The following is a 23,508-nucleotide window of genomic DNA, read 5'->3' as shown; positions in this document are numbered from 1 at the left end:
TGCGCAAAAAAAGAACCGCACTTATGATCCAAGTCAAAAGTGCGGTTCAATTTGGCGGAGTTTTTATGATTAAAGTTTGACGACTTTCGCTTGTTTAATCATATTATCGCCCACTTCAAGAATGGTAATTTGCAAGCCATCAATTTCGCAAACCGTGCCTTCATCGGGAATTTCTTCTAAGTGTTCGAGGATTAAACCATTAAACGTACGTGCATCTTCGGTATCCAATTCCCAGTTAAACATTTTGTTGAGATCGCGTAGGTTGGCAGAGCCATCGATAATCATGGAACCATCAGATTGTTGCGTTACTTCTTCGTCAATGCTTGGCGCGGTGGAAGTGGTAAAATCACCAACGATTTCTTCCAAAATATCTTCCAACGTCACAAGCCCTTTAATATCGCCGTATTCGTCCACCACTAAGCCAATGCGTTCTTTATTTGCACGGAAATTCGCAAGTTGCGTTTTTAATGGCGTGCTTTCAGGAATGAAATACACTTCATCAGCGGCACGAATTAAGGTTTCTTTGGTAAATTCATTTTTTTCAAGCAGTAAGCGGAATGCTTCACGCACGCGCAAAATGCCAAGCACTTGTTCATCAAGACTGCCTTTGTAAAGCACCACGCGGTTATGTGCCGCATGATTGAGCTGGCGCATAATGGCTTTCCAATCATCATCAATATCAATGCCGCCAATTTCGTTGCGCGGAACCATAATGTCATCAACGGTGACGGTTTCCATATCTAAAATAGAAAGCAACATTTGTGGATGTTGTTCATCAGGTGTCGCTTCACCCGCTTCTGATACGATACTACGAAGTTCCTCACGGCTAATTACTTGTTTTTGCATATCGGGTTTTAATCCCACCAAATGCATTAATGATTTGGTAAAAATATTCATCAGCCAAACTAACGGATAGAAGATTTTAAGTAATACCGTCAAAATGTGGCTGGAAACAAAACCGACTTTTTCCGCGTGCATTGCAGCCACCGTTTTGGGGAAAATTTCAGAAAATACAAGCATCACGAAAGTGAGCAAACCTGTTGCAATCGCCACGCCCGCATCACCGTATAAACGCATACCAATCATGGTCGCAATCGCTGATGCGCTGATATTCACAAGGTTATTAAAAATAAGAATAAAGCTTAACAAGGTATCTGGCTTTTCTAACAGTTTTTCTGCCTTTTGTGCGCCTTTATTGCCTTGTTCGGATAGAAAACGAAGACGATATTTATTGAGAGAGAGTAGTCCGGTTTCTGAGCCAGAAAAATATGCAGATAACACTAAACAGATAATGAGAATAATAAATAAAGTACTAAGGGGAATACTGTCCAAGGGAAAATCCTTTTGTTCGTTAATCACATCATAGGGCGTAATTTATTGAAGCATAAATTAGTCTAGCTAATTAAGTTTATGTAATAAGTTATGCCCTATGGAATAATAAAGGCGAATTTGAATTCGCCCTTATTTTTAAATCAGCCGACTGCCAAAATAAGCAATCGTGAGTAAGATAATACCTGAAATTGCATAAATTATCATCCTTTTTCCATGCCATCCTTTTTTCCAATGACCAAAAAGTGCGATGCCAAAGACTATCCAAGCAAAAAATGAAAATAGTGCTTTGTGAATATTTTCCGCAGTTAATGCATTGATAGAATGATAAATACCTGAAATTAATGTCAGTGTTAATAATAATTCACCAAAAGCAAATACCCTTGCAAAATGACGTTCTACGGTCATTAAAGAAGGTATAATCGGAGAAAAGTTGGTTTTTTTGGCTTTTAATGAACGATCAATCCAATTGAGTTGGATTGCATAAAGCATGGCAATAAAGCATACGGCATAAGTAAATATTGATAAGCCTATATGAAATAACATCGCAGAATCTTGATTGAGTAATTGAATAAAATGACTTGGTATAAATGTTGCCAAAATTAAGTTAAAAATTGAAAAGGCAAAGACGATAGGTAAAACGAACCAGATAGAATTCACTGATAAAATAGCAAATACTGCAAGGGCAGAGATGCTAACACTCATTAATGAACTAATTTGAATTAATGTGAATGTATGCTCTTCAGCTAATTCCTTCAAGGAAGGGAAAAGCGTAATACCGTGTAATGCTATCGCAAAAAGTGAGGTAAAAAACAACGGTGTTTTTTTCGGAGAATGTTGTGTGTTTTCTACGGACGTAAGTAAAGGAGCGATCATCAACACACTAATTAGATAAAATAAAATCGAAAAAATAGCAAACCACATAATTTCTTTTCTCTGTTTGGGAATGGTTCGTATTTTATCGTTCTCACACACAATTCGCTATAAATTTATTTGAAATGATGAAAAACGCCTAAATTTCGGTATAATCAAGGCAATTTTTTTAGAAAAAAACAGGATTACGAGTTATGTTTGATAATTTATCGGATCGCCTTTCTAAAACTTTACGCAATATCACGGGAAAAGGCCGTTTAACGGAAGATAATATTAAAGAAACCTTACGCGAAGTGCGTATGGCATTACTTGAAGCAGATGTTGCTTTACCTGTGGTGCGTGAATTTATCGCAAAAGTAAAAGAACGCGCGCTTGGGGAAGAAGTCAATAAAAGCTTAACGCCGGGGCAAGAGTTCTTAAAAATCGTTCAGCGTGAGCTTGAAAAAGCCATGGGTGAAGCGAATGAGAGTTTAAACCTAGCAACTCAACCACCAGCGGTTATCTTAATGGCGGGTTTACAAGGTGCGGGTAAAACCACCAGCGTGGGTAAATTAGCAAAATTCTTGCGTGAACGCCATAAAAAGAAAGTGTTAGTAGTTTCTGCCGACGTATATCGCCCAGCTGCGATTAAGCAGCTTGAAACTTTGGCTCAGTCCGTTGGCGTGGATTTTTTCCCATCGGATGTTAAACAAAACCCAGTTGATATTGCTAAATCGGCACTTGCTGATGCAAAACTGAAATTCTACGATGTATTGATTGTGGATACGGCAGGGCGTTTGCACGTTGATACAGAAATGATGGATGAAATCAAGCAAGTCCATGCAGCGTTAAATCCAATCGAAACCCTTTTCACCGTAGATGCGATGACTGGTCAAGATGCAGCCAATACGGCAAAAGCCTTTAATGAAGCATTGCCGCTTACAGGTGTTATTTTGACAAAAGTGGACGGTGATGCACGCGGTGGTGCGGCGTTATCAATTCGTCAAATCACTGGTAAACCAATCAAATTCTTGGGTGTGGGTGAGAAAACAGAAGCGCTTGAGCCGTTCCATCCAGACCGTATCGCTTCCCGTATTTTGGGTATGGGCGATGTGCTTTCACTGATTGAAGATCTTGAACGTTCTGTTGACCGTGAAAAAGCAGAAAAAATGGCGCAGAAATTCAAGAAAGGCGATGATTTTACTTTAGATGATTTCAGAGAACAGCTTATCGAGATGAAAAAAATGGGTGGCATGATGTCTATGCTTGAGAAATTACCCGGTGCAAAAAATTTGCCTGATCACGTTAAAAATCAAGTGGATGACAAAATGTTTGTCAAAATGGAAGCGATCATTAACTCTATGACCTTAAAAGAACGTGCCAACCCAGATATTATCAAAGGATCTCGCCGTCGTCGTATTGCATTAGGTTCTGGCACTCAAGTGCAAGATGTCAATAAATTACTTAAACAATTCGATGAAATGCAACGTATGATGAAGAAAATGCGTAAAGGTGGCATGGCTAAAATGATGCGTGGAATGCAAGGCTTAATGGGCGGAGGCTTGGGCGGTCTTGGTGGTTTAGGCGGAATGTTTAAACGATAATTTCATAAGATCAAAGTGCGGTTAAAAAAGAAATATTTTTAATCGCACTTTGTTTTGGGCAAAATATTAGCCTAAGTGTCATTTATAAGTGAATTTTAGTTGAAATAATACCCGGTACTTAGTATGGGAATTTTCTTTACTTCATTCTATACTCATTACACATTTCAACTTTTTCTATAAAAATTCAACATGAATAATAATCCATTCCAAGTTAACTGGTCATCTAAGGGACATACATTATGTTTGGGACATTGGGAAATTAAATATCTTGGTTTACCCGTCGTGTTACCTCGAGAGCGCCAAGATAAAGATATGGGAACAGAAAATATTTATAATTTTATGGATCCTGAAGATGAGCTTTATCGCGAGGGATTGGGTGAGGATGATTGGATTGTTGAAAATATTGAATGGCTTTCTGATGTATTTATTGAGCATAATATTCCTTTAGAGGAAAATATAATGAGAGCATTTTATCAAGCAGTAAATCAGGCCGATTGGCGCTGCGGGAGCTGTGGAGGGTGTATTTAACTTTGAGAGTATCAATCTGTTTTATTCTTTTAATGTAAATAGTGTTATTAATAAATGTGATAAAAGTCACAAATTTTAAAAAAACTCTTAAATTCAATTTTTGATTTCTATCAATTTGACATAGAATACGGCCGCTAATTTAGAGTATATCTAAATATTATTACCCATCTTTTGAGGAGTATTTCTATGTTGTGGTTTTTCTTTTGTGTAGCCATTCTTATTCTTGGTTACTTTATTTATGGAAAAATTATCGAAAAAATCTTTGTCATTAATCCAAAACGTCAAACACCAGCCTATCAAATAAATGATGGTGTGGATTATATGCCAATGTCAAAAACTAAGATTTGGTTAATTCAATTGTTGAATATTGCTGGTACTGGCCCAATTTTTGGCCCTATTCTTGGTGCATTATACGGACCTGTCGCGATGTTATGGATTGTACTAGGCTGTATTTTTGCTGGGGCAGTACATGATTATTTCTGCGGTATGTTGAGTATCCGTCATGGTGGTGCAACAATGCCATATTTAGCCGGTAAATTCTTAGGTCGCCCTGTAAAAGTATTTATTAACACATTAGCGCTTGTACTTTTATTATTAGTAGGTGTTGTGTTTGTATCAAGCCCAGCTCAATTAATGGGTACGATTACCATGGACTTATTGGGCGCATCTCAAGGAGCGTTACAATTAGGTGATGCTGAAGCTGTTCATCATGCAGTTGAAGCCGGTGGTATCAAAGTATGGGGAATGGATAAAGCAACTGTTGTTGCAGTTTGGACGATTATTATCTTTGCTTACTATATTCTTGCGACTTTATTACCGATCGATAAAATTATCGGTCGAATCTATCCGCTCTTTGGCGCATTATTGCTATTTATGTCTGTGGGTATGGTGTATGGCTTAGTTTCTGCACACTTTAGTGCTGTTGATCCTATTGAGTTCTTCCGTACTATCAATGCAGATGGTCAAGGTTTAACTTTAGAGAAATTCACACAAAACTTCCAAGTGAAGGGTGATGTTCCAATTTGGCCATTGTTGTTCTTAACTATTTCTTGTGGTGCATTATCTGGTTTCCACGCAACTCAAACTCCTTTAATGGCGCGTTGTGCTGAAAATGAAAAAGAAGGTCGTTTTATCTTTTACGGTGCAATGATTGCTGAAGGTGTAATTGCGCTAATCTGGTGTATGGTTGGTCTCGCATTCTATGAAAATCCACAAGCATTACAAGATGCAATTTCTGCAGGATCACCATCTAAAGTTGTATATGACAGTTCATTACATTTCTTAGGTTTTGTTGGTGGTATTTTTGCTGTGTTAGGTGTGGTTGTTTTACCTATCACTTCTGGTGATACCGCATTCCGTGCTGCTCGTTTACAATTAGCGGAAATTTTCCATATTGACCAACGTTCATTATCTAAACGCTTATTAATTGCTGTACCACTATTCGTATTAGGCTATTTTGTTTCAACCATTGACTTTAGCGTATTATGGCGTTATTTCACTTGGGCAAACCAAATGACAGCAATGGTAATGTTATGGACAGCAGCTGCATATTTATATCGTTATCATAAATTCCATTGGGTTGCTTCTATTCCTGCTTGGTTTATTACCACAGTGTGTGCAACTTATTTATATTACAATCCAATTGGTTTCCACTTAGATTATCAATTGTCAGTATATTTAGGTTTGGCAACAACAGTAGTATGTATCATATTATTCTTTACGTTACTTAAACCATTCGGTGATCGTGACGAAGAAGCTTATGTGAATAATTAATTAAGAACATCTGGTTGAAAAAAGCCGTTTGGGATATTTTCTCAAACGGCTTTTTATTTTGATAAAAAATAGGGTTATATCAGGGATAATCGCTTGCAACTTAAGCAAACAAATTATAAACTTACGTAGATGTGGAGAAAAGTGGTGTTTTGTGGAGATTTTTAGAAAAATTTCTCAAAATAAGTTTAATTTTGAAGGCGTAATATGTTTCGTGGTGCAACAGCGGTTAATTTAGATTCTAAGGGACGCGTAGCGATCCCAACCCGCTATCGCTCTGAAATTCTTGAAAAGAACCAAGGGCAAATGGTTTGTACCGTCGATATTCGCCAACCTTGTCTTTTACTTTATCCCCTTGATGAATGGGAAAAAATCGAACAAAAACTTCTCGAACTTTCTAATTTTGATCCTACCCAACGCCGTTTGCAACGAGTAATGCTTGGTCATGCCACTGAATGTGAGATGGATGCTCAGGGCCGTATTTTGCTTAGTGGACCATTACGCCAACATGCAAAATTAGAAAAAGGTTTAATGTTAGTAGGACAACTTAATAAATTTGAAATTTGGAGTGCTGTAGAATGGCATGCTCAAATTGAAGAAGATATGGAAATTGGTTCAAGTGCAGACTTTGCGTCTGAGGCTCTGAAAGATTTCTCATTATAGAAAATGATTCACCGTTTTTTACTTTTATATTGTATTTATGGATACCGAAAATTCCTTTTCTTCACCTGAACATATCACAGTTTTACTTCACGAAGCCGTGAATGGCTTGGCATTGAAGGAAAATGGAATTTATATTGACGGTACTTTTGGCCGTGGTGGACATTCTCGCTTAATCCTTTCTAAATTATCCCCAAATGGTCGTCTTATTGGCGTTGACCGCGATCCTAGAGCCATTGCTGAAGCTCAAAAAATTCAAGACCCACGTTTTCAGATTGAACATAACAGCTTTTCTCATATTCCTGAAATTTGTGAAAAATTAAATTTGGTTGGCAAAATTGATGGTATTTTGCTTGATCTTGGCGTGTCATCTCCCCAGCTTGATGAAGCAGAACGTGGTTTTAGTTTTATGAAAGATGGCCCACTTGATATGCGTATGGACACGACTCAAGGTTTATCAGCAGCAGAATGGTTAAAACAAGTATCGGTTGAGGATTTAACTTGGGTTTTGAAAACTTTTGGCGAGGAGCGTTTTGCTAAACGTATTGCCACTGCTATTGTTGATTACAACAAAAGTGCGGCCAAAAATGGCACAGAATTTTTATCACGTACTAGTCAATTAGCTGAGCTTATTTCACAAGCGGTACCTTTTAAAGATAAACATAAACATCCTGCGACTCGTAGTTTCCAGGCCATTCGTATTTTCATCAATTCAGAACTAGACGAATTGGAAAGTGTACTCAATTCTGCTTTAGACATGTTAGCGCCAGAAGGGCGTTTATCAATTATTAGTTTCCATTCTTTGGAAGATAGAATGGTGAAACATTTTATGAAAAAACAAAGTAAAGGTGAGGATATCCCTAAAGGTTTACCATTGCGAGAAGACCAAATTCAACGTAATCAGAAATTAAAACTAATTGGTAAAGCAATTCAACCAAGTGAGGCGGAAATTCAAGCAAATCCTCGTTCAAGAAGTGCAGTATTGCGTGTAGCGGAGAGAATTTAGTGATGTCTGAAAATAATAAACCTCGTTATCCGTTACAGCAGATTTTAGTTGAAGATTTATTTTCTTCAAATAAGTTAATTGTTTTCTTATTAATAGCAATTTTGGTATCCGCAATGGGCGCTATTTGGGTGACGCATAAAACACGTCAGTTAATTTCTGAAAATGGTGCACTTATTTTACAACGGCAAGCGCTTGAAAATGAATATCGAAATTTACAGGTGCAGGAAGCGACTGAAGGGGATAGCACAAGAGTAGAATCTATTGCTGTAGGTACTTTAAAAATGAAACCTTTAACGACAGAACAAGAAGTTGAGATTAGAGAATAATAGGTAAAAAGATGGTTAAATTCAATTCTTCTCGTAAATCAAATAAGTCTAAAAAAACAATTAGAAAATTAACCGCACCTGAAGCCGTGAAACATAACAAACCGAAAATGGTGTTTGATAAATGTTTTATGCGTGGACGTTATATTATTTCGGTATTTTTTGTTTTTCTTGGTTTGTGTGCATTGGTAGCTCGTGCTGGTTATGTCCAATCTATTAATGCTGATACCTTATCTGGCGAGGCAGATAAACGCTCGTTACGTAAAGATGAAATTCTTTCAGTGCGTGGTTCAATTTTAGATCGTAATGGGCAATTATTATCAGTAAGTGTCCCGATGAGTGCAATAGTAGCTGATCCCAAAACGATGTTAAAAGAAGATGCTTTAGCGGATAAAGAGCGTATTAATGCATTAGCACAAGAGATAGGAATGAGTAGCAATGACTTGATTAAAAAAATTGAGAAAAATTCAAAATCAGGTTATTTGTATTTGGCTCGTCAAGTAGAGTCAAATAAAGCAGATTATATTAAAAAATTAAACGTTAAAGGCGTTTTCTTAGAAACTGAACATCGTCGTTTTTATCCACGTGTAGAAGAAGCTGCACATTTAGTTGGTTATACTGATATTGATGGGAATGGTATAGAAGGGATAGAGAAAAGTTTTAATACCATGCTTGTGGGGAAAGATGGTTCACGCACAGTACGTAAAGATAAGCGAGGTAACATTGTTGAACACATTTCTGATGAAAAAAAATATGATGCGCAAGATGTTACGTTAAGTATTGATGAAAAATTACAATCTATGGTGTATCGTGAAATTAAAAAAGCGGTATCAGAAAATAATGCTGAATCAGGTACAGCTGTATTAGTTGATGTTCGTACAGGAGAAGTATTAGCCATGGCTACTGCGCCATCCTATAACCCGAATAATCGTGTTGGCGTTAAATCAGAATTAATGCGTAATCGTGCTATTACGGATACCTTTGAGCCGGGTTCTACTGTAAAGCCTTTAGTTGTGTTAACTGCACTTCAACGTGGTGTAGTTCGTCGTGATGAAGTTATTAATACGGGGTCTTTTACAGTAAGTGGAAAAGAAATTGTAGACGTAGCACCACGTGCGCAACAAACATTAGATGAAATATTAATTAATTCAAGTAACCGTGGTGTAAGTCGCCTTGCGTTACGTATGCCCCCAAGTGCCTTGATGGAAACCTATCAAAATGCAGGTTTAGGTAAGTCGACAGATTTGGGATTGATTGGTGAACAGGCTGGGATTTTAAATGCCAATCGTAAACGTTGGGCGGATATTGAACGTGCAACGGTTTCTTATGGTTATGGTATTACTGCAACACCACTCCAAATAGCTAGAGCTTATGCAACGCTTGGTAGCTTCGGTATTTATCGTCCACTCTCTATTACAAAAGTTGATCCACCTGTAATAGGGAAACGAGTTTTTTCTGAAAAAATCACGAAGGATATTGTCGGTATTTTAGAAAAAGTAGCGATTAAAAATAAGCGAGCGATGGTTGAAGGATATCGTGTTGGTGTAAAAACGGGTACAGCACGTAAATTAGAGAATGGTCATTATGTGAATAAATACGTTGCATTCACAGCGGGGATTGCACCAATTAGTGATCCACGTTATGCCTTAGTCATTTTGATTAACGATCCAAAAGCTGGGGAATATTATGGTGGTGCGGTTTCAGCTCCTGTGTTCTCTAGTATTATGGGTTATGCATTACGTGCTAACGGAATTCCACAAGATGCGGAACCAACAGAAAAAACAATGAAAAGTGCGAAACGCATTGTATATGTTGGTGAGCGTAAGAATGAAAAAATGAATTAAGGAAAAATAATGAAAAAACTCACCGCACTTTTTGATTTACCTGAATTAAAGGATGAGATAGAACTCCATAATATGGTATTGGATAGCCGTAAAGTTAAAACAGGGGATCTTTTTGTAGCAATAAAAGGACATCAAGTCGATGGAAATCAATTTATTGATTCGGCTATTCACTTTGGTGCAAGTGCGGTGCTTTCTGAGACGGAATTATCTAGCGAGCATTTAACAGTAATATTTATTGGGAATGTGCCAGTAGTTAAGTTTTATCAACTTGCACGCCATCTTTCGTTGTTGGCAGATATTTTTTATGATTCGCCTTCTAAGAAATTAACGCTTGTTGGCGTAACTGGGACAAATGGCAAGACTACTATTTCTCAATTATTAGCACAATGGGCGGAGCTATTAGGCCATCGTGCGGCAGTAATGGGAACAATTGGTAATGGACTTTTAGGTGCCGTAGTTGAGGCTAAGAATACGACAGGGTCTGCGGTAGAACTTCAGTCTTCCCTTGCCAAATTTAGACAAGATGGAGCCGATTTCGCTGCAATTGAGGTTTCATCACATGGTTTAGCCCAATATCGAGTAGAAGCATTACATTTTAAGGCCGCTATTTTTACAAATCTAACTCGTGATCATCTTGATTATCATCAAACAATGGAAAATTATGCTTCCGCTAAAAAACGCTTATTCACCGAATTAGATACGCAAATTAAAGTGATTAATGTGGATGATGAGATTGGCTGCCAATGGTTAAGTGAATTGCCTGATGCGATTGCAGTTAGTACAAGCACCGATTTCCAAGCAAACTCACATCAATGGATGAAGGCAACAAATATCCACTATCATGCTCAAGGCGCAGAGATTACTTTTGAATCTAGCTGGGGTAATGGCGTATTGCATAGTCCATTAATCGGTGCTTTCAATGTAAGCAATTTGTTATTAGTGATGACCACGTTATTATCATTTGGTTACCCATTGGAAAATTTACTCGCTACGGCGAAATCTTTGAAAGGAGTATGTGGAAGAATGGAAATGATTCAGTATCCAAACAAGCCAACGGTCATCGTTGATTATGCTCACACCCCTGATGCATTAGAGAAGGCATTACTTGCAGCACGGGAGCACTGTCAAGGTGAATTATGGTGCATTTTTGGCTGTGGCGGTGATCGCGATCGAGGTAAACGTCCATTAATGGCAAAAGTGGCAGAACAATTTGCTGATAAAGTTATCGTGACAAAAGATAACCCGCGATCAGAGCCTTATAAACAAATTGAGGATGATATTGTTTCTGGTTTTATTAATATGGATAAAGTGGGTATTATTCCTGATAGAGAACAAGCTATCCAATTTGCAATTGAAAGTACTATTGAAAATGATGTAATTTTAATTGCGGGTAAAGGTCATGAGCATTATCAAATTATTGGTAATGAAGTGATTTCATTTTCTGATCAAGATGTAGCACATGATTTTTTAAAGTAAAATAATAACAATTAAATTATGATTAAACTCTCTACTGAACAATTAGCACAGATTCTTCAAGCTAAATTAATTGGCGATAAAAATGTGCAAGTTGAAGAAATTAATACAGATACCCGAAAAAGTGTATCAAATAGTTTATTTTTTGCGTTGAAAGGCGAAAAGTTTGATGCTCACCAATATCTTGAACAAGCGGTAGTACAAGGTGCGGTAGCCGTTGTTGTTCAGCAAGAAAATTCTTCCATTTCTGTTCCACAACTGGTGGTTAAGGATACTCGAATTGCTTTGGGCGAACTTGCAAAATGGTTACGTGAGAAAATTAATCCGCGTACTGTCGCGATGACAGGGTCTTCTGGTAAAACTACGGTAAAAGAAATGACGGCGAGTATTTTGCAACATACTGCTGGTGATTCGGAAGCAATACTTTTTACCAATGGTAATTTTAATAATGATATTGGTGTGCCTTTAACCCTTCTTCGCTTAACAGAAAAACATCGTTTCGCTGTGATCGAACTTGGTGCAAATCATCAAGGTGAAATTGATTACACCACAAAATTAGCTCAACCTGATGCCGCATTGATTAATAATATTGCGCCTGCGCATTTAGAGGGCTTTGGTTCTTTAGAGGGCGTTGCACAAGCTAAAGGTGAGATTTATCGTGGTTTAACATCGAATGGCGTGGCGATTATTAATGCAGAACATAACCATTTAGATTTTTGGCAAAAAGAAATCGGTAAACATGAAATTCAATATTTCAACGGTAAAGATTATTCTGCAAAAAATATTCATCATACTGCTCAAGGCTCCACTTTTACACTTATTTCCCCACAAGGTGAAATGGAGATTAACTTACCTTACCTTGGTGAACATAATGTAAAAAATGCCTTGGCTGCTACCGCACTTGCGATGAATGTCGGTGCAACCCTTACGGATGTAAAAGCTGGATTAGAACAACGTTCACAAGTGAAAGGACGTTTATTCCCAATTCAAGTAACGCCTAATTTATTGTTATTAGATGATACTTATAACGCAAATAAAGATTCTCTGTGTGCTGCCATTGATGTCCTAAAAAGTTATGAAGCTTTCCGTATTTTGTGTGTCGGTGATATGAAAGAGTTGGGGGAAAACTCTCTCGCTATTCACCGTGAAGTAGGACAACATGCCAACTCGGCAAATTTAAATTTAGTTTGTTCTTATGGCAACGAAAGTGCGGTTATTTCTGAGGCTGTTTCGGGTAAGCATTTTACTGATAAGGTGGAAATGGTTGATTTTCTTGTGCCATTGATTGAAACACAATTACAACAAAATAACAAAGTCGTGGTGCTAGGAAAAGGCTCGCGCTCAATGAAAATGGAAGATGTGATTTATTCATTAAAGGATAAAATTAAATGTTAGTCTGGCTTGCTGAATATCTTATTCGTTATGAAACCGCATTTAATGCGATTTCTTATATTACCGTCCGTGCAATTCTTGCATTATTAACCGCACTTTTTATCTCACTTTGGATTGGTCCAAAAGTGATCAAACGTTTACAGATCTTAAAGTTTGGCCAAGAAGTGCGAAATGATGGTCCTGAAAGTCACTTTGCAAAAAAAGGCACCCCCACTATGGGCGGAGTGATGATTTTATTCTCTATTGGCGTAAGTACGTTATTATGGGCAAATCTTGCTAATCCTTATATTTGGGTTTGCTTATTTGTATTATTTGGATATGGTGCAATTGGTTTTGTGGATGATTTCCGTAAAATTACCCGTAAAAACACGGATGGTTTGATTGCGCGTTGGAAATATTTTTGGATGTCTGTTGTGGCATTAGTGGCAATCCTTTGGCTTTATTGGCTTGGCCACGACACTGATGCCACCCGTTTAGTGATTCCATTCTTTAAAGACATTATGCCTCAATTAGGTTTGTTCTATATTGTGTTGTCTTACTTTGTGATTGTTGGAACCGGTAATGCGGTGAATTTAACAGATGGTTTGGATGGATTGGCGATAATGCCAACCGCGCTTGTCGCAGGTGCGTTTGCGTTAATTGCATGGGCGACGGGTAACGTGAATTTCGCAGAATACTTGCACATCCCATACATTAAATATAGTTCTGAGGTGGTTGTATTTTGTACAGCCATTGTTGGTGCAGGGCTAGGATTCTTATGGTTCAATACTTATCCAGCACAAGTCTTTATGGGCGATGTAGGTTCCCTTGCATTAGGCGGCGCGCTTGGTGTCGTGGCAATCCTAGTTCGTCAGGAATTTTTGCTTGTGATAATGGGCGGGGTGTTTGTTGTTGAAGCGCTCTCTGTTATTTTGCAAGTGGGATCTTATAAGTTACGCAAACAACGCATTTTTAGAATGGCACCGATTCACCATCATTTTGAATTGAAGGGATGGCCAGAGCCAAGAGTCATTATTCGGTTTTGGATTATTTCCTTAATGTTGGTGTTGATGGGATTGGTAACCTTGAAGTTACGTTAATAAATATAGCTAGGTTCGCTCTTTCAGTTTTTGAAAGGGCGACCTTTTTACGTTAGTAAAGGAAATTTATATTTCCATCCATAATATAATTTTAGAATTTATAGCAATTAAGAAGAAAGAAAATGAACGCCTATCAAAACAAAAATATTACTATCATCGGGCTTGGCAAAACAGGTCTTTCTTGCGTGGATTATCTCTTATCCCAACAGGCTAATATTCGAGTGATTGATACCCGAAAAAATCCTACTGGTGTTGATAAACTTCCTCAAAATATCCCTCTTCATACTGGTAGTTTAAATCAGGAATGGTTACTGGAAAGCGATATGATCGTTATCAGCCCAGGGCTTGCGGTAAAAACACCTGAAATTCAAACCGCACTTAAAGCTGGCGTAGAAGTAATTGGTGATATTGAATTATTCTGCCGTGCGGCGACGAAGCCAATTGTCGGGATTACCGGTTCAAATGGAAAAAGTACTGTGACTACCTTGGTTTATGAAATGGCGAAAGCTGCTGGTGTGAAAGTTGGTATGGGGGGAAATATTGGGATTCCCGCTTTGTCATTGTTGAATGAAGATTGTGAACTTTATGTATTAGAGCTGTCTAGTTTTCAGCTTGAAACAACTTACAGCTTAAAATCTGCGGCTGCAACTGTCTTAAACGTGACTGAAGATCATATGGATCGTTATGTGGATTTAGAAGATTATCGCCAAGCAAAATTACGCATTTATCATAATGCTGAGGTCGGCGTTTTGAATAATGAGGATAAGCTGACTTTTGGTGAAGATGAAAATCAAGCGAAACAAACCATTTCTTTTGCGGAAAAGTCAGCAGATTATTGGCTAAAAACGGAAAACGGCAAGCAATACTTAATGGCAAAAGATGAAGTAATTTTGCCTTGTGAAGAAGCAACATTAGTCGGTCGCCATAATTATATGAATATTTTGGCGGCAACGGCATTGGCACAAGCTGTTGGTATTAATTTAGATTCAATTCGTACCGCACTTCGTCATTTCAAAGGGCTAGACCATCGTTTTCAATTAGCGTATCAGGCTAATGGCATTCGTTGGATTAATGATTCTAAAGCAACAAATGTGGGGAGTACAGTTGCCGCATTAGCTGGCCTTTATGTGGAAGGCAAATTGCATTTGTTGTTAGGCGGTGATGGAAAAGGAGCTGATTTTTCAGAATTAGCTGAATTAATTAATCAACCACACATTATTTGTTATTGTTTTGGTCGAGATGGTTCACAATTAGCGAAACTTTCTCCACAAAGTCACTTATTTGAAACAATGGGGCAGGCAATTGAATTTTTACGCCCTATATTGTGTGTAGGTGATATGGTATTATTGTCTCCTGCTTGTGCAAGTTTAGATCAGTTTACCTCTTTTGAAAAACGTGGTGAAGAATTTACACGTTTGGCTCAACTTAATAACGTATAGAATATATGGAATTATTACAAAAGCTCAAAAAAAATTACGATGAGTGGACTCGTATTACCCCACAAGGACTATTATATGATCGTGCTCTATTCTGGCTATTTGTAATTTTGCTTTTGATTGGTCTTATTGCAGTGACATCCGCTTCCATTCCTTATAGCTCAAGACTATTCAATGATCCGTTTTACTTTGCCAAACGTGATGCACTCTATGTCTGCTTATCTTTAGCAACTTGCTACAGCATGTTGTATTTACCTTCTGAAAGGTTAGAAAGATGGCATGCAAAAATTTTCTGGGTTGCGGTAGTATTGCTCGTAGCTGTGTTATTTATTGGCACTTCGGTAAACGGTGCTAAACGTTGGATTTCTTTAGGTATTTTGAATTTTCAGCCTGCAGAATTTGCAAAATTAGCCCTAACTTGTTTTTTAGCAAGCTATTTTACTCGTCGTTATGATGAAGTACGTGGTCGTAAATTTAGTGCGGTGAAGCCATTTATTGTTATGGGTGTAATGGGGATGTTCCTGTTGGTTCAGCCAGATATGGGAAGTACCGTGGTGCTCTTTGTAATAACTTTCTGTATGCTATTTATTGTTGGCGCACACTTTTTTCAATTTGTTTTATTAGTGGCTACAGGGGGGGTACTAGGTGCATGGTTGATTATTTCAGCATCTTATCGTTTGAAACGATTTACAGGTTTTTTAGATCCTTTTAAAGATCCATACGGTACAGGTTTCCAATTAACTAATTCTCTTATGGCATTTGGTCGAGGTGAGATTACTGGTGAGGGACTGGGTAATTCAATTCAAAAACTAGATTATTTACCCGAAGCGCATACAGACTTTATCATGGCGATTATTGGCGAAGAGTTTGGCTTGATTGGTATTATTATTGTTGTCACTTTATTGGGATTACTTATATTTCGCGCTTTGAAAATTGGTAAAGAGTCTTTGATATTAGAGCAACGTTTTCGAGGTTTTTTTGCATTAGGAATTGGCTTTTGGATTTTTTTCCAAGGATTTGTCAATTTAGGTATGGCTCTTGGCATGTTACCAACTAAAGGTTTAACTTTCCCTCTTGTCAGCTATGGTGGCTCTAGTATTATTATTATGTCAGCAACGATTGGTATTTTATTACGTATAGATCATGAAAATCGCCTACTCCGAGCTGGCCAAGCACGTTTGCGTGATGATTAGAGACATAAAGATGAAAAATAAAAAATTATTAGTAATGGCCGGTGGAACTGGCGGACATGTTTTTCCAGCAATAGCTGTCGCACAAACTTTACAGAAACAAGGATGGGATATTTGTTGGTTAGGTACAAAAGATAGGATGGAGGCCCAGCTTGTACCTAAGTACGGTATTCCAATTTATTTTATTCAAATTTCTGGATTGCGTGGTAAAGGCTTAAAAGCCTTACTTACTGCACCTTTTGCTATTTTACGCGCAATCCTACAAGCAAAAAAAATTATTCAACATGAGAAACCTGATGCCGTACTTGGTATGGGCGGATATGTGTCAGGTCCTGGTGGTATTGCTGCGAAGCTTTGTGGTGTACCAGTTATTTTGCATGAACAAAATGCGATAGCGGGATTAACGAATAAGTGGTTAGCTAAAATTGCGAAGCGTGTATTGCAGGCTTTTCCAACGGCTTTTCCAAATGCAGAGGTTGTTGGGAATCCTGTTAGACAAGATTTATTTCAGATGTCTAATCCTGAAATTCGTTTTTCTGAACGTGGAGATAAATTACGTGTTTTAGTTGTAGGGGGAAGCCAAGGGGCGAGAGTATTAAATCATACGTTACCAAAAGTTTTCTCTAAACTCGAGAATAAATTAGATATTCGCCATCAAGTAGGGAAAGGTGCGGTAGATGAAGTGAAAGCACTTTATGCAGAAAATGCTCATCGAGTTAAAATAACAGAGTTTATTGATGATATGGCAGAAGCTTATTCTTGGGCGGATGTGGTGATTTGTCGTTCAGGTGCATTAACGGTTTGCGAAATTGCCGCAGTTGGTGCAGCAGCCATTTTTGTACCTTTCCAACATAAAGATCGCCAGCAATATTTGAATGCTAAATATTTGGCTGATGTTGGTGCCGCAAAAATTGTGGAGCAAGTTGATTTAACACCTGATATTTTGGTGAACTATTTGAAAAATTTCTCACGTGAAAATTTATTGCAAATGGCAATCAAAGCAAAAGAAATGGCGACACCATTATCAGCACAACGAGTTGCAGATGTAATCATTGAAAATTCAAAGTAATAACAAAAACATTGTGAGTTTTAACCGCACTTTAGTATTTTGCCGATAGGTCAAAAAGGAAATATAAATGAAACATTCCCACGAAGAAATTAGAAAAATTATTCCTGAAATGCGCCGTGTACAACAAATCCATTTTATTGGTATTGGTGGTGCGGGAATGAGTGGTATCGCTGAGATTTTATTAAATGAGGGCTATCAAATCTCTGGTTCAGATATTGCCGATAGCGTTGTTACTCAACGTTTAGTGCAGGCTGGGGCGCAAATTTATATTGGTCATGCGGCAGAGAATATAGAAGGCGCAAGTGTTGTTGTTGTGTCAAGTGCGATTCATGAAGATAATCCTGAGCTTATTGCTGCTAAGGAGAAACGTATCCCAGTTATTCAACGCGCACAAATGCTAGCTGAAATTATGCGTTTTCGTCATGGTATTGCTGTTGCAGGAACACACGGGAAGACGACTACCACAGCTATGATTTCCATGATTTATACCCAGGCAAAACTTGATCCAACCTTTGTAAATGGAGGATTGGTAAAATCTGCGGGTAAAAATGCGCATCTTGGTGCGAGTCGCTATTTAATTGCGGAGGCGGATGAAAGTGATGCTTCATTTTTACATTTGCAACCTATGGTTTCAGTGGTGACTAATATGGAACCCGATCATATGGATACGTATGAAGGTGATTTTGAGAAAATGAAAGCGACCTATGTCAAGTTTCTACATAATTTACCATTCTATGGTTTAGCCGTGATGTGTGCAGATGATCCTGTATTAATGGAACTTGTACCAAAAGTTGGCCGTCAAGTAATTACCTATGGATTCAGTGAAAATGCGGATTATCGCATTGAAGATTATGAACAGACTGGTTTCCAAGGGCATTATGTAGTGATTTGCCCAAATGGTGAACGTATCAATGTATTATTAAATGTGCCAGGTAAACATAATGCCTTAAATGCAACGGCAGCATTGGCGGTAGCAAAAGAAGAAGGTATTGATAATGAAGCTATCTTAGAAGCATTAGCTGATTTCCAAGGGGCTGGTCGCCGATTCGATCAATTAGGTGAATTTATTCGTCCTAATGGAAAGGTACGTTTAGTAGATGATTATGGCCATCACCCAACAGAAGTTGGTGTAACCATTAAAGCTGCACGAGAAGGATGGGGCGATAAACGAATTGTGATGATTTTCCAACCTCATCGTTATTCTCGTACTCGAGATTTATTTGATGATTTCGTTCAGGTACTTTCTCAAGTTGATGCGTTAATTATGCTTGATGTTTATGCAGCAGGAGAAGCCGCAATTGTCGGTGCGGATAGTAAATCACTTTGCCGTTCTATTCGTAATTTGGGAAAAGTTGATCCAATTTTAGTTTCTGATACATCACAATTAGGTGATGTGCTTGATCAAATTATTCAAGACGGTGATTTAATTCTAGCGCAAGGTGCGGGAAGTGTGAGTAAAATTTCTCGTGGTTTGGCTGAATCTTGGAAAAATTAATATAGGCTCTTGGTTATTTATAATCATCCTCTGTTGAGGAACGGCTACATTTCCCATGAAATAGAACAGAAAGAAATCTAGGATATATTTTCCCTAGGTAATGACGAATAGGATAAAAAATGAACTTAAAAAAAGAAAAAATTGCTGTATTACTAGGCGGTACATCTGCTGAGCGAGAAGTGTCTCTTCAATCAGGGAAAGCCGTATTAGAAGCTTTATTGAATCAGGGGTATAACGCTCATCCAGTAGATCCTAAAGAATACCCTGTTGCAAACCTTAAAAATGATGGTTTTGATCGAGTATTTAATATTTTACACGGTCGTGGTGGTGAAGATGGCACAATGCAAGGTTTATTAGAGCAAATTGGTTTGCCTTATACTGGTTGTGGCGTGATGGCTTCTGCGTTGACGATGGATAAAATGCGTACAAAAATGCTATGGAAGGCGTTTGGTTTACCTGTCGCTGAAATGGAAGTGGTTACGCGTGAAACTTTTAATAATCTTAATTCTGAAGAGGTTGTGGCAAGACTGGGCTTACCATTAATGGTAAAACCGTCTTTAGAAGGATCTAGTGTGGGATTAACAAAAGTGAAAACCGTAGAAGCTCTAAAAAGTGCGGTAGAATTTGCCCTTAAATTTGATAATACAATTTTGATTGAAGAGTGGCTTGCTGGAGATGAGTTAACTGTACCGGTATTAGATGGAAAGGTTTTACCTGCTATTCGTATTGTACCTGAAGGCGAGTTTTATGATTATGAGGCAAAATACATTTCAGATAATACACAATATTTTTGTCCTGCAGGTTTAACGCCTGAACGTGAACAAGAATTAGTGTTATTAGTGAAACGTGCTTATGATGCAGTAGGTTGTCGTGGTTGGAGCCGTATTGATGTCATGTGTGATTCAAAAGGCAATTTCCGTTTAGTGGAAGTGAATACAAACCCAGGTATGACTAGTCATAGTTTATTTCCTAAATCAGCTGCGACAGTCGGGATTTCTTTTGAGCAACTTGTCGTGAAAATTTTGGAGTTAAGTGCATAATATGAACATTCTGAAAGGGAATACACCACAGAATATTCGTTTTGGCGAAAAAAAGTCCAAGTATTATCTTCACATCCGGGCTTTCTTTGCTTTGTTAGGCGCTTTGCTTGTGTTTAGCGTATATATTAATTGGCAAACAATTTTAGAAAAAATGGATGACAAACCCATGGGGGCATTTGCACTTATGGGGCAGAAAATATTTACGACAGATGCAGATATAAAAGAAAGCCTATTAAAAATGGGATCGTTAAAAGGCTTCTGGGGACAGGATGTTGAGCCTATTCAGGCTCAAATAGAAGCTTTGCCTTGGGTTAAGAATGCAATTGTTCGGAAAATATGGCCAAATCGTTTAAGCATTTGGGTAACTGAATATCAGCCTGTAGCATTTTGGAATCATAACCAGTTAGTCACACAAGATGGTGTTGTATTTCAGCTTCCTTTTGAAAGGTTGAATAAGCAAACGTTACCTTATTTAGGAGGGCCAGATTATCAAAGCTTAAAAGTTTTGGAGGCATGGAATCAAATTTATGCTGATTTTAAAGCCAAGAATTTAATGGCAAAAGGCATGACAATTGATGAGCGTGGTGCATGGCAGGTTACGCTTGATAATGATATTGTGTTAAGATTAGGCAGAGGTGAGTGGAAATCGAAACTGGAGCGCTTTGTAACGATTTATCCACAAATTGATGTACCAGAAAATAAAAAAATAGATTATGTAGATTTACGATATACGGCAGGTGCTGCTGTAGGTATGGCAGATAAATAAAAATAACTAGGTGCAAAAATGGTTAAAGGTGTGGAAGCAAAAACGATTGTAGGATTAGAAGTTGGCACGTCAAAAGTTGTCGCAGTTGTTGGGGAAGTTTTCCCTGATGGTGTGGTAAATGTTCTTGGGATGGGAAGTTGTCCATCAAAAGGTATTGATCGTGGCAGTATTACTGATCTTGATGCTGTCGTCAATTCGATTCAACGTGCGATTGAAGGCGCTGAATCCATGGCAGACTGCCAAATTATGAGTGTGACTTTAGCAATTACAGGTGAGCATATTCAAAGCTTAAATGAAAGCGGCTTTGTCCCTATTTCTGATCGCGAAGTAACACAAGATGAAATTGATGCGGCACTTCACACTGCAAGTTCGATTAAATTGCCAGAAGGATTATCTTTATTACATATTATTCCACAAGAATATGCAGTAGATCGTCAATTTAATATCAAGAATCCTCTTGGTTTACAAGGTGTTCGATTAAAAGCTCAAGTGCACTTAATAGCTTGCCATCAAGATTGGCAAAATAACTTAAAAAAAGCTGTTGAACGTTGTGGTTTACAGGTTGATAAAGTTGTATTTTCTGGTTTTGCTGCTACCCATTCAGTATTAACTGAAGATGAAAAAGATTTAGGGGTATGCTTAATTGACTTTGGCGCAGGTACAATGAATGTGATGGTTTATACTAATGGTGCTTTGCGTTTTAGTAAGGTAATTCCTTATGCTGGGAATATTGTGACAAATGATATTGCACACGCTTGTACCATTTCTCGTGCAGAAGCTGAGCGTGTTAAAGTTAATTATGCAAGTGCATTTTATCCAGCACGTTTGCATGGCGATAAAAAAATTGAAGTGGCAAGTATTGGTGGTCGAGCACCTCGTTCTTTAACTAAAAGTGATTTATCCTTAATTACATCTGCGCGTTATACTGAACTTTTAGGTGTAGTAAAAGATGAATTAGATAAATTAAAAAAAGAATTAGAAGCAAAACATATTAAATTTGAATTAATTGCAGGTGTTGTGATTACCGGCGGTGGCGCACAAATTGAAGATTTAAAAGAATGTGCTTCAGATGTATTTAATTGCCAAGTACGTATTGGTAGCCCGTTAAATATTACTGGTTTAACGGATTATGTTAGTCGTCCACAATATTCTACAGTAGTAGGATTATTACAATATAATCAAAGCAATAGTGATGATGATTTAATTTCGGGTAGTGATGATTCAGAGAGTGGTGTTTGGCAGCCAATTTGGCAAGGAATTAAAAAAATTGTCAATAAAGTGCGGTCAGAATTTTGATTATTTTGATTTTTCATCTACAATAAAGAGAATTTAGGTTTTATATATTGGGTCAGTTTGTCTGATCATAACGGAGAACATCAATGCTATACCCTGAGTACCCTGAGTACGACAATTTTAACGAGTCCGGCGCACTGATTAAAGTCGTAGGTGTGGGAGGCGGTGGCGGTAATGCCGTCAACCATATGGTTATGAATATGGTGAAACAAGAAATGGGTGGTACCTACTTAGGGGAAAGCACATTAACATCGGAAGAGCATGGCCGCATTATTTTCTATGCAGTAAATACTGATGCACAAGCTCTACGTAAAAGCCATGTTCAACAAACTGTACAAATTGGTGGAGAGACGACTAAAGGTTTAGGTGCAGGGGCAAATCCAAATATTGGCCGTAAAGCCGCGGAAGATGATCAAGAAGAAATCCGTAAAATGCTTGAAGGTGCTGATATGGTCTTTATTGCAGCTGGTATGGGTGGCGGTACAGGTACGGGGGCTGCGCCTGTTGTAGCGAGAATTGCAAAAGAATTAGGTATTTTAACCGTAGCGGTTGTTACTAAGCCGTTTGCTTTTGAAGGCAAAAAACGTATGCAATTTGCTGAATTGGGTATTAAAGATTTAGCGCAATATGTTGATTCAATGATTATTATCCCAAATCAACAAATTCAAAAAGTTCTCCCTAAAAACGCTAAATTAATTGATGCATTTGCTGCAGCAAACGATGTATTACGTAATTCTGTAATGGGTATTTCAGATATGATTACCTCACCAGGTTTAATCAACGTAGACTTTGCTGACGTAAGAACTGTTATGTCAGAAATGGGACAAGCAATGATTGGCTTTGGTTCTGCTGTTGGTTCTGCGGGTGAAGGACGTGCTGAAGAAGCCGCTCGTATTGCCGTACGTAATGATTTATTAGAGAAAATCGATCTTTCAAATGCAAAAGGTATTTTGGTGAATATCACTGCTGGTATGGATCTTTCTTTCGAAGAATTTAATATTGTCGGTGAAACGGTGGGTAGTTTTGCTTCTGAAGATGCGACTGTAGTGATTGGTACCAGCTTAGTGCCTGAAATGACGGACGAAATCCGAGTGACTATTGTTGCAACAGGATTGGGAGACATATCAGTTAATGAGCCAATTCAAGTTGTTCGCCCAGTGCGCCAGCCACAAGATGTAAGTATTGTGCCAGATATTCGTCGTCCGGAACCGGTTGAAGAAACTAAAACAGTAGAAGAGGAATATCATCGTCCGCTTGATAAACCTATTACAGATCGTTTAGATATGTTTAAAAACAATGCTTTCTTTAACCCTGCAGCACAACGTGATGAAAATTCATCAAATTGATGCAGTATTGCCT

The 23,508-nt window shown here is 38.0% G+C and carries 20 protein-coding genes; 18 read left to right on the top strand and 2 right to left on the bottom strand.

The window, feature by feature from the left end; genetic code table 11:
• Positions 1-69 precede the first annotated feature (69 nt).
• Together KP713_RS02725 and KP713_RS02720 are read right to left on the bottom strand one after the other, a co-directional pair.
• The gene (locus KP713_RS02725) at positions 70-1,332 is read right to left on the bottom strand and encodes an HlyC/CorC family transporter (RefSeq protein ID WP_005626318.1); all 1,263 of its coding nucleotides are present in this window, start codon (positions 1,330-1,332) and stop codon (positions 70-72) included.
• A 135-nt stretch (positions 1,333-1,467) separates the two neighbouring features.
• Positions 1,468-2,253, bottom strand: a complete 786-nt coding sequence (locus tag KP713_RS02720) for a cytochrome C assembly family protein (RefSeq protein WP_048954135.1) — start codon at positions 2,251-2,253, stop codon at positions 1,468-1,470.
• Between the two features lie 143 nt (positions 2,254-2,396).
• Here KP713_RS02720 and ffh point away from each other — a divergent pair, with 143 nt between their 5' ends.
• From ffh to ftsZ, 18 genes are all read left to right on the top strand, one after another.
• Positions 2,397-3,785 carry a signal recognition particle protein gene (gene ffh / locus KP713_RS02715; RefSeq protein ID WP_215769776.1) on the top strand — a complete coding sequence of 463 codons (1,389 nt, stop codon included), beginning with the start codon at positions 2,397-2,399 and terminating at the stop codon, positions 3,783-3,785.
• Between the two features lie 189 nt (positions 3,786-3,974).
• On the top strand, positions 3,975-4,313 hold the full coding sequence (locus tag KP713_RS02710) for a PM0253 family protein (protein ID WP_048954133.1): 339 nt from the start codon (positions 3,975-3,977) through the stop codon (positions 4,311-4,313).
• A 186-nt stretch (positions 4,314-4,499) separates the two neighbouring features.
• Positions 4,500-6,086: a carbon starvation CstA family protein gene (locus KP713_RS02705; RefSeq protein ID WP_048954132.1), complete on the top strand. Its 1,587-nt coding sequence runs from the start codon at positions 4,500-4,502 to the stop codon at positions 6,084-6,086.
• Between the two features lie 204 nt (positions 6,087-6,290).
• A complete protein-coding gene (mraZ, locus tag KP713_RS02700) occupies positions 6,291-6,746 on the top strand; it encodes a division/cell wall cluster transcriptional repressor MraZ (RefSeq protein WP_048954131.1) in 456 nt (151 codons plus the stop codon).
• A gap of 37 nt (positions 6,747-6,783) precedes the next feature.
• Positions 6,784-7,749 (top strand): 16S rRNA (cytosine(1402)-N(4))-methyltransferase RsmH, encoded by a 966-nt coding sequence (gene rsmH, locus KP713_RS02695; RefSeq protein ID WP_048954130.1) that lies wholly within the window; start codon positions 6,784-6,786, stop codon positions 7,747-7,749.
• A gap of 2 nt (positions 7,750-7,751) precedes the next feature.
• A complete protein-coding gene (ftsL, locus tag KP713_RS02690; protein WP_048954129.1) occupies positions 7,752-8,075 on the top strand; it encodes a cell division protein FtsL in 324 nt (107 codons plus the stop codon).
• Positions 8,076-8,086: 11 nt separating this feature from the next.
• Positions 8,087-9,916: a penicillin-binding transpeptidase domain-containing protein gene (locus KP713_RS02685; RefSeq protein WP_048954128.1), complete on the top strand. Its 1,830-nt coding sequence runs from the start codon at positions 8,087-8,089 to the stop codon at positions 9,914-9,916.
• 9 nt (positions 9,917-9,925) lie between these two features.
• Positions 9,926-11,392, top strand: a complete 1,467-nt coding sequence (gene murE, locus KP713_RS02680; RefSeq protein ID WP_048954127.1) for a UDP-N-acetylmuramoyl-L-alanyl-D-glutamate--2,6-diaminopimelate ligase — start codon at positions 9,926-9,928, stop codon at positions 11,390-11,392.
• 18 nt (positions 11,393-11,410) lie between these two features.
• Complete coding sequence (gene murF, locus KP713_RS02675; RefSeq protein WP_215769775.1) at positions 11,411-12,784, top strand: UDP-N-acetylmuramoyl-tripeptide--D-alanyl-D-alanine ligase; 1,374 nt, start codon at positions 11,411-11,413, stop codon at positions 12,782-12,784.
• Positions 12,778-13,860, top strand: a complete 1,083-nt coding sequence (gene mraY / locus KP713_RS02670) for a phospho-N-acetylmuramoyl-pentapeptide-transferase (RefSeq protein ID WP_048954125.1) — start codon at positions 12,778-12,780, stop codon at positions 13,858-13,860. Before murF ends, mraY begins: the two co-directional genes overlap by 7 nt.
• Positions 13,861-13,982: 122 nt before the next feature.
• The gene (murD, locus tag KP713_RS02665; protein ID WP_106013402.1) at positions 13,983-15,299 is read left to right on the top strand and encodes a UDP-N-acetylmuramoyl-L-alanine--D-glutamate ligase; all 1,317 of its coding nucleotides are present in this window, start codon (positions 13,983-13,985) and stop codon (positions 15,297-15,299) included.
• Positions 15,300-15,304: 5 nt separating this feature from the next.
• On the top strand, positions 15,305-16,489 hold the full coding sequence (ftsW, locus tag KP713_RS02660; protein WP_048954123.1) for a putative lipid II flippase FtsW: 1,185 nt from the start codon (positions 15,305-15,307) through the stop codon (positions 16,487-16,489).
• A 10-nt stretch (positions 16,490-16,499) separates the two neighbouring features.
• Positions 16,500-17,555, top strand: coding sequence for an undecaprenyldiphospho-muramoylpentapeptide beta-N-acetylglucosaminyltransferase (gene murG, locus KP713_RS02655; protein ID WP_111407202.1), 1,056 nt, complete (start codon positions 16,500-16,502; stop codon positions 17,553-17,555).
• Between the two features lie 67 nt (positions 17,556-17,622).
• Positions 17,623-19,050, top strand: coding sequence for a UDP-N-acetylmuramate--L-alanine ligase (murC, locus tag KP713_RS02650; RefSeq protein WP_140520429.1), 1,428 nt, complete (start codon positions 17,623-17,625; stop codon positions 19,048-19,050).
• 119 nt (positions 19,051-19,169) lie between these two features.
• Positions 19,170-20,090, top strand: coding sequence for a D-alanine--D-alanine ligase (locus KP713_RS02645; protein WP_215769774.1), 921 nt, complete (start codon positions 19,170-19,172; stop codon positions 20,088-20,090).
• Between the two features lies 1 nt (position 20,091).
• Positions 20,092-20,856 (top strand): cell division protein FtsQ/DivIB, encoded by a 765-nt coding sequence (locus tag KP713_RS02640; protein WP_215769773.1) that lies wholly within the window; start codon positions 20,092-20,094, stop codon positions 20,854-20,856.
• A gap of 18 nt (positions 20,857-20,874) precedes the next feature.
• Positions 20,875-22,152, top strand: a complete 1,278-nt coding sequence (gene ftsA / locus KP713_RS02635; protein WP_048954118.1) for a cell division protein FtsA — start codon at positions 20,875-20,877, stop codon at positions 22,150-22,152.
• 83 nt (positions 22,153-22,235) lie between these two features.
• Positions 22,236-23,495, top strand: a complete 1,260-nt coding sequence (gene ftsZ / locus KP713_RS02630; RefSeq protein ID WP_139990268.1) for a cell division protein FtsZ — start codon at positions 22,236-22,238, stop codon at positions 23,493-23,495.
• The last annotated feature ends 13 nt before the right edge of the window (positions 23,496-23,508 follow it).

Source organism: Haemophilus sp. SZY H36, from assembly GCF_018829625.1.
In the GTDB taxonomy this organism is placed as follows: Bacteria; Pseudomonadota; Gammaproteobacteria; order Enterobacterales; family Pasteurellaceae; genus Haemophilus; species Haemophilus haemolyticus_K.
The sequence above is the reverse complement of the archived record's forward strand: the minus strand, read 5'-3'. Positions and strand labels throughout refer to the sequence as shown.

Bases quoted from the DNA above. Each gene is read 5' to 3' on its own strand.
- murC (WP_140520429.1), top strand. From the start codon at position 17,623: ATGAAACATTCCCACGAAGAAATTAGAAAAATTATTCCTGAAATGCGC.
- ftsZ (WP_139990268.1), top strand. From the start codon at position 22,236: ATGCTATACCCTGAGTACCCTGAGTACGACAATTTTAACGAGTCCGGC.
- ftsL (WP_048954129.1), top strand. From the start codon at position 7,752: ATGTCTGAAAATAATAAACCTCGTTATCCGTTACAGCAGATTTTAGTT.
- ffh (WP_215769776.1), top strand. From the start codon at position 2,397: ATGTTTGATAATTTATCGGATCGCCTTTCTAAAACTTTACGCAATATC.
- KP713_RS02720 (WP_048954135.1), bottom strand. From the start codon at position 2,253: ATGTGGTTTGCTATTTTTTCGATTTTATTTTATCTAATTAGTGTGTTG.
- mraY (WP_048954125.1), top strand. From the start codon at position 12,778: ATGTTAGTCTGGCTTGCTGAATATCTTATTCGTTATGAAACCGCATTT.
- ftsW (WP_048954123.1), top strand. From the start codon at position 15,305: ATGGAATTATTACAAAAGCTCAAAAAAAATTACGATGAGTGGACTCGT.
- mraZ (WP_048954131.1), top strand. From the start codon at position 6,291: ATGTTTCGTGGTGCAACAGCGGTTAATTTAGATTCTAAGGGACGCGTA.
- murD (WP_106013402.1), top strand. From the start codon at position 13,983: ATGAACGCCTATCAAAACAAAAATATTACTATCATCGGGCTTGGCAAA.
- KP713_RS02710 (WP_048954133.1), top strand. From the start codon at position 3,975: ATGAATAATAATCCATTCCAAGTTAACTGGTCATCTAAGGGACATACA.
- murE (WP_048954127.1), top strand. From the start codon at position 9,926: ATGAAAAAACTCACCGCACTTTTTGATTTACCTGAATTAAAGGATGAG.
- KP713_RS02645 (WP_215769774.1), top strand. From the start codon at position 19,170: ATGAACTTAAAAAAAGAAAAAATTGCTGTATTACTAGGCGGTACATCT.
- KP713_RS02705 (WP_048954132.1), top strand. From the start codon at position 4,500: ATGTTGTGGTTTTTCTTTTGTGTAGCCATTCTTATTCTTGGTTACTTT.
- murF (WP_215769775.1), top strand. From the start codon at position 11,411: ATGATTAAACTCTCTACTGAACAATTAGCACAGATTCTTCAAGCTAAA.
- rsmH (WP_048954130.1), top strand. From the start codon at position 6,784: ATGGATACCGAAAATTCCTTTTCTTCACCTGAACATATCACAGTTTTA.
- ftsA (WP_048954118.1), top strand. From the start codon at position 20,875: ATGGTTAAAGGTGTGGAAGCAAAAACGATTGTAGGATTAGAAGTTGGC.
- murG (WP_111407202.1), top strand. From the start codon at position 16,500: ATGAAAAATAAAAAATTATTAGTAATGGCCGGTGGAACTGGCGGACAT.
- KP713_RS02640 (WP_215769773.1), top strand. From the start codon at position 20,092: ATGAACATTCTGAAAGGGAATACACCACAGAATATTCGTTTTGGCGAA.
- KP713_RS02685 (WP_048954128.1), top strand. From the start codon at position 8,087: ATGGTTAAATTCAATTCTTCTCGTAAATCAAATAAGTCTAAAAAAACA.